Below are 15,758 nucleotides of genomic sequence, written 5' to 3' on the forward strand. Positions count from 1 at the left end.
TTGCCGAGTTCATCCGCCATCTTGCCAGATCTACAGGACGATTGACGGCCATATGCGCGATATGCCGGAAATCCTCCGAGCCGCTACCCGGTCACGAGCTCCCGCGCGCCGAGCTGGTCGAGGACGAAGGCGATCTCGAAGGCGGTCTCGCGCCAGGCGTCGTACCGCCCCGTCTTGCCGCCGTGCCCGGCGACCATCTCGGTCTTGAGCAGGATGGGGCGCTCCTGGGGGTCGCTGGTGACGGTCTCCCGGAGCCTCGCCACCCACTTGGCCGGCTCGACGTAGAACACCCGGGTGTCGTTGAGCCCCGTGGTGGCCAGGATGGCCGGGTAGTCCACCCGCCGGATGTTCTCGTAGGGGGTGTAGGAGCGCATGAGCTGGTATATCTGCGCGGAGTCGACCGGGTTGCCCCACTCCTCCCACTCGCTGACGGTCAGCGGCAGGGAGGGGTCGAGGATGGTGGTGAGCGCGTCGACGAAGGCGACCCCGGCGTGGACCACGCGGAAGCGCTCGGGGGCCAGGTTGAGGACAGCACCCATGAGCAGCCCGCCGGCCGAGCGGCCCTCCGCCGCCAGCCGGTCGGGCGCCACCCAGCCGGTCTCGACCAGGTGGTCGGCGCAGGCGACGAAGTCGGTGAAGGTGTTGGCCTTGTGCTCCATGCGCCCCTCCTCGTACCACCCGCGGCCCATCTCCCCGCCGCCGCGGACGTGCGCGACGGCGTGCACGACGCCGCGGTCGAGGTAGGACAGCCGGGAGATCGAGAAGTGCGGGTCCACCGAGATCTCGTAGGAGCCGTAGCCGTAGAGCAGGCCCGGGTGGGTGCCGTCCGGCTCGGCGTCACGGCGGGCGACCAGCGAGATGGGGATCTGCGTGCCGTCCTGGGCGGTCGCCCAGAGCCGCTGCTGCTGGTAGTCGGCCGGGTCGTAGCCGCCCAGCACGGGCTGCTGCTTGACGAGGGTGAGCTCACCGCTGCCGAGATCCAGGTCGAGCACGCTGCGCGGGGTGACCAAGGACTCGACGAGCACCTGCAGGGTGTCGGTCTCGTAGGTCGGGTTGGTGCCGGTCTCGATGGTGTAGACGGGCTCCTCGACCGGGACCTGGTAGCCCTCCCCCACCGGGCGTCCCTGCCCGGAGAGGGGCAGGACCTGCAGCTGGGTCAGTCCGTCCCGGCGCAGGGACAGCACGAGGTGGCCGGCGAAGGCCTCCACCCCGGCCAGGCGCACGCCGTCCTCGCCGGGCACCACCGTCGACCAGTCCCGGGCCGAGGTGGTCGTCGCCGGCGCGACCGCGAGCTCGAAATCGCGGTGGTCCCGGTTGTGCACGATCCACAGGCGCTCGCCGGCCGGCTCCACGTCATACTCCACGCCCTCCTCCCGCGGGGCGACCACCCGCAGCTCGCCGGTGGGGTCCTCGGCGTCGACCAGCCGGACCTCGGAGGTGTTCTTGCTGCCCAGCCAGACGATGACGTGCCGGTCGTCGCGCGAGGTGCCGACCCCCATCCAGAACCGCTCGTCGTCCTCCTGGTGGACCAGCACGTCCTCCTCCGCCGGGGCACCGACCCGGTGGCGCCAGACCTGGTGCGGGCGCCACGCGTCGTCGACCCGGACGTAGAACAGGTGCCCCCCGTCGGCGCTCCAGGCGGTGCCGTAGCCGATGCCCCGCACGGCGTCGTCGACCACCTCGCCGGTGGTGAGGTCCTTGACCCTCAGGTCGAAGCGCTCGTCGCCGGTGGTGTCCACCGCGTAGGCGAGCCGGTCCCCGGCCGGGGTCACGTCGAAGGCGCCCAGGCTGAAGAACTCCTCCCCCTGCGCCTCGGCGTTGCCGTCGAGGAGCACCTCCTCCCCCTCGGGCGCCGCACCGGGGTCCAGCTCGGGCCGCTCCGGCGACTCGCCGACCGCGACCCGACCGTGGACGGCGTACTGCTCGCCCTCGATGGTGCGGGTGTAGTACCACCAGTCGCGGTGCCGGACCGGGACCGACAGGTCGGTCTGCTGCACCCGGCCCTTGATCTCCTCGAAGATGCTCTGCTGCAGCTCGCCCAGGTGGGCGGTGCGCGCCTCGGTGTAGGCGTTCTCCGCCTCGAGGTGGGCGATGACGTCCGGGTCGGACTTGTCCCGCAGCCACTCGTAGGGATCGACGACGTCCTCACCGTGGTGCGAACGGACGACGTCGAGACGGGCGGCGCGGGGCGGGGAGGGCTGATGGGTCACCCACCCCACGCTACCCCGGAGCCGGGGTCGCCGACGGTGGGCGTCCACCGCCGCCCGGGCGGGGGCGGCATACCATCGGCACATCATGATCTCCCGCCCCGTCCGCCACCGCCGGGCCTGCTGGGTCGTGCGGGGGGCGGGCCGCGGGAGCGCCCCGGCGCTGCCCGTCTCCCGGTATGCGCGGGTGCGGCTGCGCGAGGCCGAGGGGCTGCTCCTGGGGCCGGACGAGGTGTGCGAGGTCTACGGACCCGCACCGCGGGCGCACCCTCTCGGGGCGCTCACGGACGTCACCGGGGAGTGGGTCGGCCTGCTCAGCGACGACGCGGAGCGCACCTGGGTGGCGATGAGCGACTTCCACGGCTTCGGGCACCTCTTCTGGTGCGTGCAGCCCGGTGCCACCGGGCAGGACGTCTACCTCGGCACCACGCTGGACGCCGTCGTGGACCGGCTGCGCAGTGACGGCGTGGCGCTCGAGGTCGACTGGCCGGTCGCGCACACCACCCTCGCCTCGAACCACGTGCTGCTGCGCAACCAGTGGTCCCGGCGCACGCTGGTCCAGGGGGTCCGGTGCCTGCGCCCGGACGAGATGTTGGTCATGTCCGCCCGCGGGGTGGGGACGGTGCCGAGACCGATGACGACCGACCCGCGCGGGCGCGGCTACGACGAGCTGCTGGACGCCGGCATCGAGCGTGCGGGCGGGCTGCTGGCGCAGGTCGGTGACGCCGTGCCGGACCTGCGGGTCTTCGCCTCCGGCGGCAAGGACAGCCGCGTCGTCCTGGCGCTGCTGGACCACGCGGGCGTGCTGGGACGGACGAGCTTCGTGGCGGCGGACCCGAGCCGGTGGGCGGACGCGGCGGGCCGCGCGGGGCTGTGGCGCGACCTCGTCGTCTCCGACGAGCTGCGGCGGGCCGCGGGGCGGCCGTGGTACGTCGAGCCCGACTACGAGGACCGCATGCTGTCCTTCGCCGAGAGCATCGAGCACCACCAGAGCTTCTACGCCGGCAGCCAGTGGGCGGCCTCGGCCGAGCGCCAGCTGCGCTGGCCGACCGTCCCCTACGTCGCGATCCGGGGCGGCGCCGGCGAGCTGATGCGGACGGCATACCGCGCCATCCGCACCGGGGCACCGTTCGCGGCGATGGGGCAGACCACCGCGTCCCTGGAGGCGGACCTGCGGCGCCTGCACGAGCTGGTGCTCCACCGGGGGGTCGAGCTCCCGCCGGGAGCCCGCGAGGGGGGCGAGGATGCGGTCGTCGAGGCCTTCTCGCTGGTCCCGGACGCGCCGGTCGGCCAGCAGGTCGACGCGCACTACCGGCTGCACCGCAACCGCGCCCATTTCGGCCACGTGCTCCACTCCACGCACCGACGCAGCCTGGCCCTGCACCCGCTGGCGACCCCGGAGTTCCTCCGGGCGGCGCACCTGCTCCCCTTCTCCGGGCGTGACCTGGGTCTGGCCGCCTTCGACGTCGTCGAGCGGCTGCGCCCGGACCTCAACCGCCACCGGTTCGCCTCCGGCACCTGGCCGGCCGAGGTGTGGCAGCAGCGCGGCGGGGCACCCTCCCCGCCGCCACGGGCCCCGCGGGGACCCTTCGGCCGCGAGCGCGTCCCGGACTACTTCGCCGCCGAGGACCCCAACCACTTCCGGCGCGGCTGGACCAGCGGTCCGCTGCGCTTCGACATCCGCACGGCCGCGCAGACGAGGGCGGTCCACGACCTCTGGCGGCTGCACGAGCTGGCACCGCAGGAGGCCACCAGCACCTTCGTGGCCTCCGTCGCCGAGCTGGTCAGCACCTCGACGCTCAACCCGGCGACCACCGTGGTCCGGGTGGCCTCGCTGCTGCGGGCGATCGACGCCCCCGCCGACGACCCTCCGGCCTGCCTGGAGGTGACGGTCGGCGCCGGGCGCCGGGTGCCCTGGCGGCGGCGGGACCGTGTGGAGGTCGAGCCGGTGCGCACCGGGGCGCCGGGGTCCGTGCGGAGCCTGCGCGGGTATGCCGCGAACGCCGCCACCGCGGGCCTGGAGACCGTCGAGGTCGACCCCCGCACCGAGCCCGGGGTCTTCTGCCACCTGGAGATCGGGGACGGCGCGTTCGTGGCCCGCCGGGTGGGGGCGGAGCGGGCCGGTTGGCCCCTGGAGCACACGTTCACGCTCACCTGCGGTGGTGAGCAGGTGGCCGAGGTGACGACGCGCGAGACCCGGGTGACCTTCGACGCCGAGTCCGGGCCGGGGCGCTGGCGGGCACAGCTGGCGGCCCGCCGCCTGGACCGCCCGGAGGTCGTGCTGCGGGCGACCTCACCACCGGTGGTCGTGCCCGGCCCCGGACCGGGTTGAGGCGCCGCGGCCACGGGATCCCCGGCACCGGCCGGCTTCTGCGTGATCGCCGCCAGACCCTCGCGGGGGCAGCGGGTGCAGCGGCCGGCTGTCCCGTGATCGCGGCCAGGCCCTCGCCGGGGCAGCGGGTGCAGCGGCCGGCTGTCCCGTGATCGCGGTCAGGCCCTGGCTGGAGCAGCGGCGGCCGGCCGTCGGGGGTCAGCCGGGCTCCGCCGCAAGCACACGAGTCACATATGCACCAGGAGCCCCAGGATGCGGAGATGATCGCGTCAGCCGCAAATATACCCCCCGCAGATGGACTCTTCTCCGCAGGTTGTGGCACGTGGGGACATCGGGGCGGGTGGGGCTGCTCCTGAGGGCCGGGACCCTCGGGCGGGTGGGGCTGCTCCTGAGGGCCGGGACCCTCGGGCGGGTGGGGTTGCACCTGAGGGGCCCCGGCCTCGCAGGCGGGGGCTCTCAGGGGGGCGGGGGCTCTCAGGAGGGCGGGGCTCTGGGGAGGCCGGGTGCTTAGCTCCCGACGCTGGCCGGACCGAGGAGGGCCTTGAGGTCGCCGAAGAGCTCCGGGGTCGCGGTGACCCGCAGCCCCTCGTCGAGCTTGATGAGGACGGTGCGACCGGGCTGGGTCAGCCGGACGTGCACCTCGGTGGCACCCGGGTGGTTGGCCAGCACCCCCTTGAGCTGGTGCGCCAGCACGTCGTTGATGCGGGTCGGGGTCATGGTCAGCACGACCGGCCCCCGCGGCCCGGTCTTGATGTCCGGGAGCATCATCTCGTTGGCCATGAGCTCGGTGGAGTCGTCCTTCTTCAGCCGGCCCTTGACCACCACGACGGTGTCCTCGGCCAACATGGTCGAGATCGTCATGTAGGTCTTCGGCCAGAAGACGACGTCGAGCGAGCCGGCCATGTCCTCGACGGTGGCCCGCGCGTAGGGGTCGCCGTTCTTGGTCCGCTTGAGCTGAAGGTTGGTGATGAGCCCGGCGACCGTGACGAAGTCACCGTCCTTGGCACCGTCCTCGCCGATGAGCTGCAGGATGGAGGCGCTGGCGTGCTGGGACAGGATGTGCTCGATGCCGTTGAGCGGGTGGTCGGACACGTAGAGCCCCAGCATCTCCCGCTCGAAGGCCAGCCGGGCGGTCTTGTCCCACTCGATGCCGGGGATGGGCGGGAGGGTGACGATCTGCAGCGGCTCCCCCTCGCCGTCGTCGTCACCGCCGAAGGAGAGCCCGGAGAAGAGGCTGTCCTGACCGATGGCCTCCTGCTTCTTCTCGTCGGCGAGGGCCTCGACATACCGCTCGTGGACGGTGACCAGCCCCTGCCGGGTGTGACCGAGCCCGTCGAAGGCTCCGGCCTTGCACAGCGACTCGATGGTGCGCTTGTTGCAGACGACGGCCGGGCACTTGCGCAGGAAGTCCTCGAAGGAGGTGAAGGCGCCCTTCGCCTCCCGGGTGGCGACGATGGCCTGGACCACGTTGGCGCCGACGTTGCGGATCGCCTGCAGGCCGAAGCGGATGTCGTCGCCGACCGCGGCGAAGGTGCCGATCGACTCGTTGACGTCCGGCGGCAGCACGGGGATCCCTAGCCGGCGGCACTCGGCGAGGTAGAGCGCGGTCTTGTCCTTGTCGTCGCCCACGCTGGTGAGCAGGGCGGCCATGTACTCGGCCGGGTAGTTGGCCTTGAGGTAGCCGGTCCAGTAGGAGATGACGCCGTAGGCCGCGGTGTGCGCCTTGTTGAAGGCGTAGTCGGAGAACGGCACGAGCACACCCCAGAGGGCGGCGACGGAGGCCTCGCTGTAGCCGTTGGCCTTCATCCCGTCCGAGAAGGGGATGTACTCGGCGTCGAGCACCTCCTTCTTCTTCTTGCCCATCGCGCGCCGCAGGAGGTCGGCGTTACCCAGCGTGTAGCCCGCCAGCTTCTGCGCGATCTCCATGACTTGTTCCTGGTAGATGCAGTTGGAGAGCACCATCCCGTGAGCGATGAAGTTGTGCACGTCGTCGACGGTGATGTCGTAGACCGGCTCCGCCGGACCCACCGAGACATCAGTCACCCTGTTCCAGTCCATCGAGGCGTAGAATCGGTCCTCGTCGGTACCCATGACGTCCAGGTAAGCCTGGGCGGTGGCGTTGAGCGGATAGAAGCCGCCCTCGCCCTCCGCCGGGTGGCTGGTCTTCGGCTCCGGCACCCGACCCTGCCGCCAGAGGTGGCGGTGCAGCCCAGCGGGCGAGGCGGGGCCCCACCCCATGGCGTTCTTCGTCCTCGCGGACACGTCGGGAGCGTCCCGCAGCACATCGCTGGCGTGTTCGAGCATGCGCTGACGGTTCAGGCCGCGGCTACGCGAGGCGATCTTCCTGTCGGTCCGCGCCGCGATCTTGCGCTGTTCGACCATGTGCGGCGTGACGAGCTGCCAGAAGCGCTGGTCGTACACGTGGACGGTCCACGCCCGCTGGCGACCACGGCGGACCGAGGTGTATTCGCCGGCCTCGTGCAGTCGTGCTGGAATGCCGAGACTGGATAGCACATCAAGGACGTCGTGCGCCAGCCGCTCGCTGATGGTCTTGTAGTAGGCCAACTTGGCACCGACGTGACCATCACCGTCCCAGAGAGCTGCCATCAGTCGCTGCCGCACGAGAGGCTGACTGCGCTTCATCGCCTCGGGGATGAACTTGTCAGCCGAAATCGTCTTGTCGGCGAATCCGAGGCTGCGTAACCACGCGTTGATGCCGATGTTCGTGAAGTGGCCACGTCGCGGGTTGCGGCCCGACCCGGTGCCGGCCGGGGACGCGGCGAACCTCACGCGCGCGGCACTGCGGTCCTGGCACTCCTCGACGGGGAAGACGTCATCGAACAACGTGGAGCAGAGGCGGGACACCTCGGTGCGCAGCTCTGCACTCGCACTGATGAAACTGTTCTCGTACAACGTGATGTAGCCGTCAGAGAGCAGGTATCCCAGCAGGGCGGCCTCCTCCGGTCGAACGCAGGATGGGGAGCTGTACCCCATGCCGTCACGGGGACGAGCGATCCGGTCCTCTCCCGCCCGCAGCTCACCTGCCTGGATCCAACCTCGCGTCGTCAGCACGGGGTGATCCGAGGACAGCCGCAACTGCTGCCCTGAGTTCGTGCTCACGGTGAGCACCGGCTTGTCCGGCATCTGCCACCAGTGGGTCACGCGTCGCCGCACGACCTTGCCACGCTCGTCCACGCCGAAGGTGAAGAAGCCCTCCTGCACACGGCGCTCCAGGTCGTCGACTCGAACCTTCTCGCCCGTGTCGGCATCGATGATCGGCGTGTCGCCCGCGACGCAGAGGCCGTACGTCGTGCCGAGGATCGGCTCGAGGGCAGCCTCCATCTCCGGCTGCAGCTTGCCCTTGAGCTCGGGGTCGAGCGGGGTGATCTCCTGCTTGCCGTTCTTGCGCAGCGCGAAGTTGGTGTGGGCGTTGACGCCCATCGGGCCGGGGCGGTAGAGCGCGAGCGCCGCGGAGATGTCCTCGAAGTTGTCCGGCTGCATGAGCCGCAGCAGCTGGCGCATCCCGTTGCCGTCGAGCTGGAAGACACCGAGCGTGTCGCCGCGGCCGAGCAGCTCGTAGGTCCTGCGGTCGGTCATGTCCTTGGACAGCGCGTCCAGGTCGATGTCCTGCCCGCGGTTGTCCCGGATGTTGTGGATCGCGTCGTCCAGCACCGTGAGGTTGCGCAGCCCGAGGAAGTCCATCTTGACCAGCCCGAGCGACTCGCACGTCGGGTAGTCGAACTGGGTGATGATCTGGCCGTCCTGGTCGCGGCGCATGATCGGGATGACGTCGATCAGCGGCTCGCTGGACATGATGACGCCGGCGGCGTGCACGCCCCACTGGCGCTTCAGCCCCTCCAGCCCGGTCGCCGTGTCGAAGACCTCGGCGGCGTGGTCGTCCTCGGCGAGCAGCTCGCGGAACTCGCCCGCCTCGGCATACCTCTTGTCCTGCGGGTCCTGGATCCCGGCCAGCGAGATGTCCTTGCCCATGACGGTCGGCGGCATCGCCTTGGTGAGCCTCTCCCCCATGGCGAAGGGGTAGCCCATCACCCGGGAGGAGTCCTTGAGAGCCTGCTTGGCCTTGATCGTGCCGTAGGTGACGATCATCGCCACCCGCTCGTCGCCGTACTTCTCGGTGACGTAGCGGATGACCTCGGAGCGGCGCCGGTCGTCGAAGTCGACGTCGAAGTCGGGCATGGACTTGCGCTCGGGGTTGAGGAAACGCTCGAAGATCAGGCCGTGCGGGATGGGGTCGAGGTCGGTGATGCCCATGGCGTAGGCGCACATGGACCCTGCCCCCGAGCCACGCCCCGGGCCCACCTTGATGCCGTTCGTCTTGGCCCAGTTGATGAAGTCCGCGACGACGAGGAAGTAGCCCGGGTAGCCCTTGCCGATGATGACCTCGGACTCGTACTCCGCCTGCTTGCGCGCGTAGTCGGGAACGCCCTCGGGGAAGCGGCGCTGCAGCCCGGTCTCGACCTCCTTGATGAACCAGCTGGTCTCGTCCTCGCCCTCGGGCACCGGGAAGCGCGGCATGTAGCGCCCCTCGCCCTCGGTGAAGGAGATGTCGCACCGGTCGGCGACCAACAGCGTGTTGTCGCAGGCCTCGGGCAGCTCGCGCCATACCTCGCGCATCTCGGCGGCCGTCTTGAGGTAGTAGCCGTCGCCGTTGAACTGGAACCGGTTGGGGTCCTGCATGGTCGACCCGGACTGCACGCACAGCAGCGCCGAGTGCGCCTTGGCGTCCTCCTGGTGGGTGTAGTGCAGGTCGTTGGTCGCCAGCAGGGGCAGGGACAGCTCCCGGGCCAGCCGGAGCAGGTCCTGCCGGACCACCCGCTCGATCTGGATGCCGTGGTCCATGAGCTCGAGGAAGTAGTTGTCCGCCCCGAAGATGTCCTTCATGTCCGAGGCGTACTGGACCGCCTGGTCCCACTGCCCCAGCCGCAGCCGCGTCTGGATCTCCCCCGACGGGCAGCCGGTGGTCGCGATGAGGCCCTGGCCGTAGGTCTCCAGCAGCTCGCGGTCCATGCGGGGCTTGAAGTAGTAGCCCTCGATTGAGGCGAGGGAAGCCATCCGGAAGAGGTTGTGCATGCCGTTGTTGTTGCGCGCCAGCAGCGTCATGTGGGTGTAGGCGCCGCCTCCGGAGACGTCGTCACGCCCCCCGTCGCCGTACTTCACCCGCGTCTTGTCGGTCCGGTGCGTGCCCGGGGTGACGTAGGCCTCGAGCCCGATGATCGGCTTGACGTCGTAGCGCTGGGCGGTCTTCCAGAACTCGTAGGCACCGAAGATGAACCCGTGGTCGGTCGTGGCGATCGCCGGCATCCCCAGCTCGGCGGCCTTGGCGAACATGTCCGTGATCCGCGCCGCACCGTCGAGCATGGAGTACTCGGTGTGGTTGTGCAGGTGGACGAAGTTCTGCTCGCGCGGGGGGCTGCTGCTGGTGGGTGCTGACATCAGGACGAGATCCTAGTTCGCGTCGCTGACACTCCTGCCGCCCCGTCCCGGGTCACCCGCGGATGCGCTCCAGCGCCTGCTCCAGGTCCTGCGGGTATGCCGAGGCGAAGCTCACGCGCTCGCCGCTGCCGGGGTGGTCGAAGGCGAGCTCGGTGGCGTGCAGCCACTGGCGGTCCAGGCCCAGGTCGCGCGCCAGCGTGGGGTCGGCGCCGTAGGTGAGGTCGCCGCAGCAGGGGTGCCGGAGCGCGGAGAAGTGCACCCGGATCTGGTGGGTCCGACCGGTCTCGAGGTGGATCTGCAGCAGGCTGGCCCGCCGGTGCGCCTCGAGCAGCTCGTAGTGGGTGATGCTGGGCCGGCCGCTGGTCATCACCGCGAACCGGTAGTCGTGCCCCGGGTGCCGCCCGATGGGGGCGTCGATGGTCCCCTCGTGCGGGTCCGGCAGTCCCTGCACCAGGGCGTGGTACGTCTTGTCGACCACCCGGTCCCTGAAGGCCTGCTTGAGCACGGTGTAGGCCCGCTCGGACTTGGCCACGACCATGAGGCCGCTCGTGCCGACGTCGAGCCGCTGCACGATTCCCTGCCGCTCCGGGGCGCCCGATGTGGAGATGCGGTACCCCGCGGCCGCCAGCCCTCCCACCACGGTCGGACCGGTCCAGCCGACGCTGGGGTGGGCCGCCACGAAGGCGGGCTTGTCGACCACGACGATCTCCGGGTCGTCGTGCACGATGCTCATGCCCTCGACCGGCTCGGCGACCACGGCCAGCTCGGCCGGCTCGACCGCCGCGGGCATCCGGACCTCGAGCGAGGCGCCGGCGGTGAGCCGCTCGGACTTGCCGACCGGGCGGCCGTCCACGACCACGTGGCCCTCACCCGCCAGGGCCGCGGCCCTGGACCGGGACAGCCCCAGCAGCCGCGGGAGGGCGGCGTCGACGCGCTCCCCCTCCAGCCCCTCGGGCACGGTGAACATCCGGAAGTCGCTCACCGCGCGTCCTCGAGGTCGGCCTGCTCGTCACCCTCGCGGGTGCCGTCGGGGTGGTAGCCGCGCAGGGACAGCAGGACGATGAGGACGGCAGCGGTGGTCACGCCCATGTCGGCGATGTTGAAGACCGGGAAGTTGGGCAGCGCGATGAAGTCCACGACATGGCCCAGCCCGACCGAGGGCGGGCGCAGGTAGCGGTCGACGAGGTTGCCGACGGCACCGCCCAGCAGCAGACCGAGGGTGATCCCCCACACCAGGCTGCGCGTGCGGAAGGCCTGCCAGACGATGACCACCGACACGACGGTCGCCACCGTCGTGACGACGCCGGTCCAGCCGGTACCCAGGGAGAAGGCCGCCCCGGAGTTGTAGGTGAGGTGCAGCTGCAGGACCTCGCCCAGCACCGGCACCGACTCCCCCCGGGTGAGCGTCGCCTCGGCCCACGCCTTGGTGGCCTGGTCCAGGCCCGCCCAGAGCAGGGCGACGAGGAGCACCACGGCGGTGCGTCTCGGGGGACGGGTGGTCAGCGGCGTTCCTGCTTCTGCTTGCATGTCATGCATAGCGTCGCACGAGGGAAGGCCTGCAGCCTCATCTTGCCGATGGGGGTCCCGCACGACTCGCAGTCGCCGTAGGTGCCCGCCTCGACCCGGTCCAGCGCGTGCGCGTTCTGGTCGATGAGGTCGCGGGCGTTGTTGGTGACGGACAGCTCGTGCTCGCGCTCCCAGGTCGCGGCACCCGCGTCCGCCTGGTCGTCGCCGGCACCGTCCCCGAAGGAGCGACCGCGGTCCAGCAGGTCGTGCTCGGCCTCCTCGACCTCCCTGCGCAGGCGGTCGATCTCCGCGACGAGCTCACCGCGCAGCTCGTCCAGCTCGGCGGCGGTCCACGGGCTCTCGTCGTCCCGCACGCTGAGCGCCAGGTGCGCTCCCGACCCGCTCGTGCCGCGGTCCGAGCGGCTCGCACCGCTCGGACCCCCCTTCTTCACACTCGTCGCCACGGCTGTCCTTCGTTCGTGGGCTGCGCTCCCCCTGCCAGGCGAGCGATGGTGCTGGGAGAATAGATCAGCAACCTGGCGATGACAACGGGAAACGACCTCGCCCCCGGCCGGGGCAGGACGACGCCCCGACCGGTCGTGGTCGGGGCGTCGTCGTGCTCGGTGGCGTCAGGCCCTCAGGAGGTGGGTCGGGACCCGTCCAACCGCTCCATCTGGTCGGAGAGGAAGGCCCGCAGCCGCTCGCGCAGGTCGCGCTCCTGCGACTGCAGCCCACCGATGGTGGCGGACAGCGCGCTCTCCTGGCCGTGCAGGTCCTCGAGCACCGTGCTGCGCTGCTGCTCGGCCTCGCTGATCATCTGGTCGTGGCTCGCCTGGCCCTCGGCCACCAGCCGGTCACGCGTCTGCTCCCCGGTGCTGACGAGCTCGTCGTGGCGGCTCTGCCCGGTCTGGACGAGCTCGTCGTGGCGGCTCTGCCCGGTCTGGACCAGCTCGTCGTGCGTGGCCTGCCCCTCGGCCACCAGCCGGTCGTGGGTCTCCTGCCCGGTGCGCTGCAGCTCGGCGCTGCGCTCGTCGGCCTCGGCCACCACCGTGGTCCGGTAGGTGTCGCCCTCCTCGATGAGCCTCGCCCGGGTGCTCTCCCCCTCGGCGACGTGCTGGTCGTGCAGCCGCTGCGCCAGGGAGATGATGGAGCTCGGGTCCTCGCCGTCCCCGCCCGCGGCGGACGCGCCGACGGCGGCCCCGGCCGAGGCCGCCTCCAGGGACGAGCGGGCCTCGTCACGCTCACGCTCGGCGGCGCCGACCCGCTCCTGCGCCTCCTCGGCACGTCGCTCGGCGGCCGCCCGCGCCTCCTGGCACTCGGCCAGCTGGCGACGCAGCGCCTCCAGCTCCTGGGTGTCCTCCGCGTCCTCGTGGCGCTCGCCCTGGGCGGCAGGCGCCGCCGCACCCTGGCCGGAGGCGACACCGCGGCTGGCGCGGCAGTCCTCCAGGTCGGTGCGCAGGCCGTCGTTCTCCGACACGAGCCGGCGCAGCTCGACGACGACCTCGTCGAGGAAGTCGTCCACCTGGGTCTCGTCGTAGCCGCGCCGCAGGTGCGTCGCGCTGAAGCTCTTCTTGATGACGTCCTCGGGGGACAGAGCCATGGTTCACCTCTTGGTCCAAGGGGCCATCACCCTGGCACCGCGTCACGGCGGCGGCGATGGCGTGCGGGCATGCACTGCAGCGAGCACTCTAACGCACCGACCAGCCCCGGTCGGCGTGTCGCCCGGTAGTCCACCAGCCGTGCCGCAGGGCATCGCCCCAGGTCAGAAGGGCAGCGAGAGCGCCAGCGAACGGCCGATGCCGACCGCGATGATGAGCACGAGGAAACCGAGGTCCAAGGCCACCCCGCCGAGGCGCAGGGGCGGGATGACCCGCCGCAGCGCCCGCAGGGGCGGGTCGGTGAGGCTGTAGACGCCGTTGGCCAGGACGAGGACGGGGCCCTTGGGTCGCCACTCCCGGGCGAAGACCTGCACCCAGTCGAACACCAGGCGGGCGATGAGCACGAAGAAGTACAGGTTGAGCACGAGCGCGAGGATCTGGCCGATCATGGAGCCAGCCTACGTGGGCGACCTGGGCGTCGGCTGCTGCGGGCCGCCCGCGGCACGGTCGGACGTCAGCTCTGGTTGAAGGGCCCCTGGACGCCGCGCGTCTGCTCGGCGCTCGCGCCTCCGTCGACCTCGACGAAGGACGGGCTCAGCAGGAAGACCTTGCTCGTCACGCGCTCGATGGACCCGTGCAGACCGAAGGCCAGGCCGGCGGCGAAGTCGACGAGCCGCTTGGCGTCGGAGTCGTCCATGTCGGACAGGTTCATGATGACCGGCACCCCGCCGCGGAAGGCCTCGCCGATCGTCTTGGCCTCGTTGTAGGTGCGCGGGTGGATGGTGGTGATGCGGTTCAACTCGCCGACCTCCGGCTCGCGGACGACCTGGGACACAGGGGTGCTCGAGGGCAGCGTGGCGACCGTGGCGTGCTGACCGGTCCCGTGGTCGTCCTCCCGCAGCTGACGCACGCTGGCACCGGAGGAGCGCTGGTCGGGCGTCTCGTCGGCGTAGGTGTCGTAGTCGTCGAAGCGCTCGTCGGACTCGGCGAGTCCGAGGTACTCCATGGTCTTGCGCAGTGCCCCGGCCATGTGTGCGAGCTCCTAGGTGCGTGACGGGACGTAGCTCCCGTGGGTGGATCGGTCGTGCACGACGCTACCGCTGCGGTGGTCGCGAACCGAGGATTGCGCTCCCGACACGCAGGTGTGTCGCACCCGCCGCGACGGCGACCTCGAGGTCGCCGCTCATGCCGGCGGAGACCCAGGTGGCGCCCGGATGGGTATGCCGCAGCTGCTCCCCCGTCCCGACGAGCCGGTCGAAGGCCCGCCGGGTCTCGTCGGGGGTGAGATCCCGCGGCGCGATCGCCATGACGCCCCGCAGCTCCAGCCATCGCGCGGCGGCCACGTCCTCGGCCAGCGCCGCCACCTCGTCCGGTGCCGCGCCGCCGCGTCCCGCCTGCTCGCCCTGCCCGAGGTCGACCTGGACGAGGACCTCCAGCGGGCCCTCCCGGGCCCCGTCGTCGACGGCCTCGGCCCGGCCGCGGTCGAGCGCGCGGACCAGCCGCGCCCGGTCGACCGACTGGACGACGTCGGCATACCGGGCCACGCGCCGTGCCTTGTTGGTCTGGAGCTGGCCGACGAAGTGGACGCGCAGGTCGGCCCGCACCTGCTCGGGCAGGCCGGCGACCTTGTCCCCCGCCTCCGGCTCGCGGCTCTCGCCGATGTCGGTGACCCCCATGCCGGCCAGCAGCTCGACGTCGCTGCCGGGGAAGAACTTCGTCACGACGACGAGGGTCGGTCGCCGCGCCTCCCGGCCGGCGTCCGCGCAGGCGGCGTCGACGCGCCCGCGGACCCCCTCGAGCGCGGAGGCCAGCTCGGCCGCGCGGTCCCCGCTCGTGCTCATGCCACCTGCTCCGGCGGCAGCAGCCGCACGACCCCGGCGAAGCGGCCGGTGGCGCCGTCGCGGCGGTAGGAGTAGAGGTCCGACCGCTCGCGGGTGCAGCCGGGCAGCCACCGCAGGCTCACCTCGAGGTCGCTGTCGGCGAGCTGCTGGACCACCCCCGACGCGACGTCGATGGCGGGGGTCCCGGTCCAGGAGACGGCGGCCGCGGACGGCGTCAGGGCGGCCGCCTCGTCGCGCAGCTCCCGGGGCACCTCGTAGCAGCGCGGGCACACCGACGGTCCGACCACGGCCTCGAGCCGGCGCGCACCCAGCTCGCCCAGCACCCGCAGCGCGGCCGGGACGACGCCCGCGAGCAGCCCGGGTCGGCCGGCGTGGACGGCGGCGGCGAGCCCCTCGGTCCGGTCGACGAGCAGGAGCGGCACGCAGTCGGCGACGAGGACGACGAGCGCCTCGTCGGTGCGGTCGGAGACCAGGGCGTCGGCGGCCGGCGCGGGGGTCTCGCCGCCGCGGTCCGTCGCCGGCGGCCTGGACGCGCCTGCTCCGACCGCGACACCGGTGGAGGGGGTCAGGGCGACGGAGCACCCGTGCTGCTGGTCCATGAGCCGCAGGTCGGCCCCCCGCAGGCCCAGCTCGTGGGCGAGCCGGTGCCGGTTGGTCTCGACCGCCTCCGGCAGGTCACCGACGTGACCCCCGAGGTTGAAGGAGGCGTAGGCGTCCTGGCTCGCCCCGCCGTGCCGGTCCGTGACGGCCCACTCCACCCCGTAGCCGTCGCCGGTCGGGTCGAGCCGCTCTCGCCAGGTGAACACGCCCAGCAGGGTAT

At 71.7% G+C, this 15,758-nt stretch carries 11 protein-coding genes; 1 reads left to right on the forward strand and 10 read right to left on the reverse strand.

Annotated elements, in window-relative coordinates; all coding sequences use genetic code 11:
* Window positions 1-83: 83 nt before the first annotated feature.
* Window positions 84-2,210: a S9 family peptidase gene (locus tag AVL62_RS10435; RefSeq protein WP_058891805.1), complete on the reverse strand. Its 2,127-nt coding sequence runs from the start codon at window positions 2,208-2,210 to the stop codon at window positions 84-86.
* An 85-nt stretch (window positions 2,211-2,295) separates the two neighbouring features.
* Here AVL62_RS10435 and AVL62_RS10440 point away from each other — a divergent pair, with 85 nt between their 5' ends.
* Window positions 2,296-4,539 carry a hypothetical protein gene (locus AVL62_RS10440; RefSeq protein ID WP_058891563.1) on the forward strand — a complete coding sequence of 748 codons (2,244 nt, stop codon included), beginning with the start codon at window positions 2,296-2,298 and terminating at the stop codon, window positions 4,537-4,539.
* 507 nt (window positions 4,540-5,046) lie between these two features.
* On the opposite strand, the gene dnaE is transcribed toward AVL62_RS10440, so the two are convergent.
* From dnaE to AVL62_RS10490, 9 genes are all read right to left on the reverse strand, one after another.
* Entirely contained in the window at window positions 5,047-9,993 is a 4,947-nt protein-coding gene (gene dnaE, locus AVL62_RS16640; RefSeq protein ID WP_083518867.1) for a DNA polymerase III subunit alpha, read from the reverse strand.
* A gap of 52 nt (window positions 9,994-10,045) precedes the next feature.
* Window positions 10,046-10,960, reverse strand: coding sequence for an RluA family pseudouridine synthase (locus tag AVL62_RS10455; RefSeq protein WP_419177490.1), 915 nt, complete (start codon window positions 10,958-10,960; stop codon window positions 10,046-10,048).
* Between the two features lie 11 nt (window positions 10,961-10,971).
* A complete protein-coding gene (gene lspA / locus AVL62_RS10460; protein WP_083518868.1) occupies window positions 10,972-11,466 on the reverse strand; it encodes a signal peptidase II in 495 nt (164 codons plus the stop codon).
* A 26-nt stretch (window positions 11,467-11,492) separates the two neighbouring features.
* Window positions 11,493-11,963 carry a TraR/DksA family transcriptional regulator gene (locus tag AVL62_RS10465; protein WP_058891566.1) on the reverse strand — a complete coding sequence of 157 codons (471 nt, stop codon included), beginning with the start codon at window positions 11,961-11,963 and terminating at the stop codon, window positions 11,493-11,495.
* Window positions 11,964-12,136: 173 nt separating this feature from the next.
* A complete protein-coding gene (locus AVL62_RS10470; protein WP_058891567.1) occupies window positions 12,137-13,099 on the reverse strand; it encodes a DivIVA domain-containing protein in 963 nt (320 codons plus the stop codon).
* 162 nt (window positions 13,100-13,261) lie between these two features.
* Window positions 13,262-13,546: a YggT family protein gene (locus AVL62_RS10475; RefSeq protein WP_058891568.1), complete on the reverse strand. Its 285-nt coding sequence runs from the start codon at window positions 13,544-13,546 to the stop codon at window positions 13,262-13,264.
* 65 nt (window positions 13,547-13,611) lie between these two features.
* A complete protein-coding gene (locus AVL62_RS10480; protein ID WP_058891569.1) occupies window positions 13,612-14,127 on the reverse strand; it encodes a cell division protein SepF in 516 nt (171 codons plus the stop codon).
* 64 nt (window positions 14,128-14,191) lie between these two features.
* Complete coding sequence (locus AVL62_RS10485) at window positions 14,192-14,938, reverse strand: YggS family pyridoxal phosphate-dependent enzyme (RefSeq protein WP_058891570.1); 747 nt, start codon at window positions 14,936-14,938, stop codon at window positions 14,192-14,194.
* Window positions 14,935-15,744, reverse strand: coding sequence for a polyphenol oxidase family protein (locus AVL62_RS10490; RefSeq protein WP_058891571.1), 810 nt, complete (start codon window positions 15,742-15,744; stop codon window positions 14,935-14,937). The genes AVL62_RS10485 and AVL62_RS10490 overlap by 4 nt, the downstream gene beginning before the upstream one ends.
* Between the last annotated feature and the right edge of the window lie 14 nt (window positions 15,745-15,758).

This window comes from Serinicoccus chungangensis, from assembly GCF_001483745.1.
Lineage (GTDB): Bacteria > Actinomycetota > Actinomycetes > Actinomycetales > Dermatophilaceae > Ornithinicoccus > Ornithinicoccus chungangensis_A.

What these genes read in the sequence shown, in the direction of transcription:
- AVL62_RS10440 (WP_058891563.1), top strand. Translation starts at nt 2,296, where the DNA reads ATGATCTCCCGCCCCGTCCGCCACCGCCGGGCCTGCTGGGTCGTGCGG.
- dnaE (WP_083518867.1), bottom strand. Translation starts at nt 9,993, where the DNA reads ATGTCAGCACCCACCAGCAGCAGCCCCCCGCGCGAGCAGAACTTCGTC.
- AVL62_RS10455 (WP_419177490.1), bottom strand. Translation starts at nt 10,960, where the DNA reads ATGTTCACCGTGCCCGAGGGGCTGGAGGGGGAGCGCGTCGACGCCGCC.
- AVL62_RS10470 (WP_058891567.1), bottom strand. Translation starts at nt 13,099, where the DNA reads ATGGCTCTGTCCCCCGAGGACGTCATCAAGAAGAGCTTCAGCGCGACG.
- AVL62_RS10475 (WP_058891568.1), bottom strand. Translation starts at nt 13,546, where the DNA reads ATGATCGGCCAGATCCTCGCGCTCGTGCTCAACCTGTACTTCTTCGTG.
- AVL62_RS10480 (WP_058891569.1), bottom strand. Translation starts at nt 14,127, where the DNA reads ATGGCCGGGGCACTGCGCAAGACCATGGAGTACCTCGGACTCGCCGAG.
- AVL62_RS10485 (WP_058891570.1), bottom strand. Translation starts at nt 14,938, where the DNA reads ATGAGCACGAGCGGGGACCGCGCGGCCGAGCTGGCCTCCGCGCTCGAG.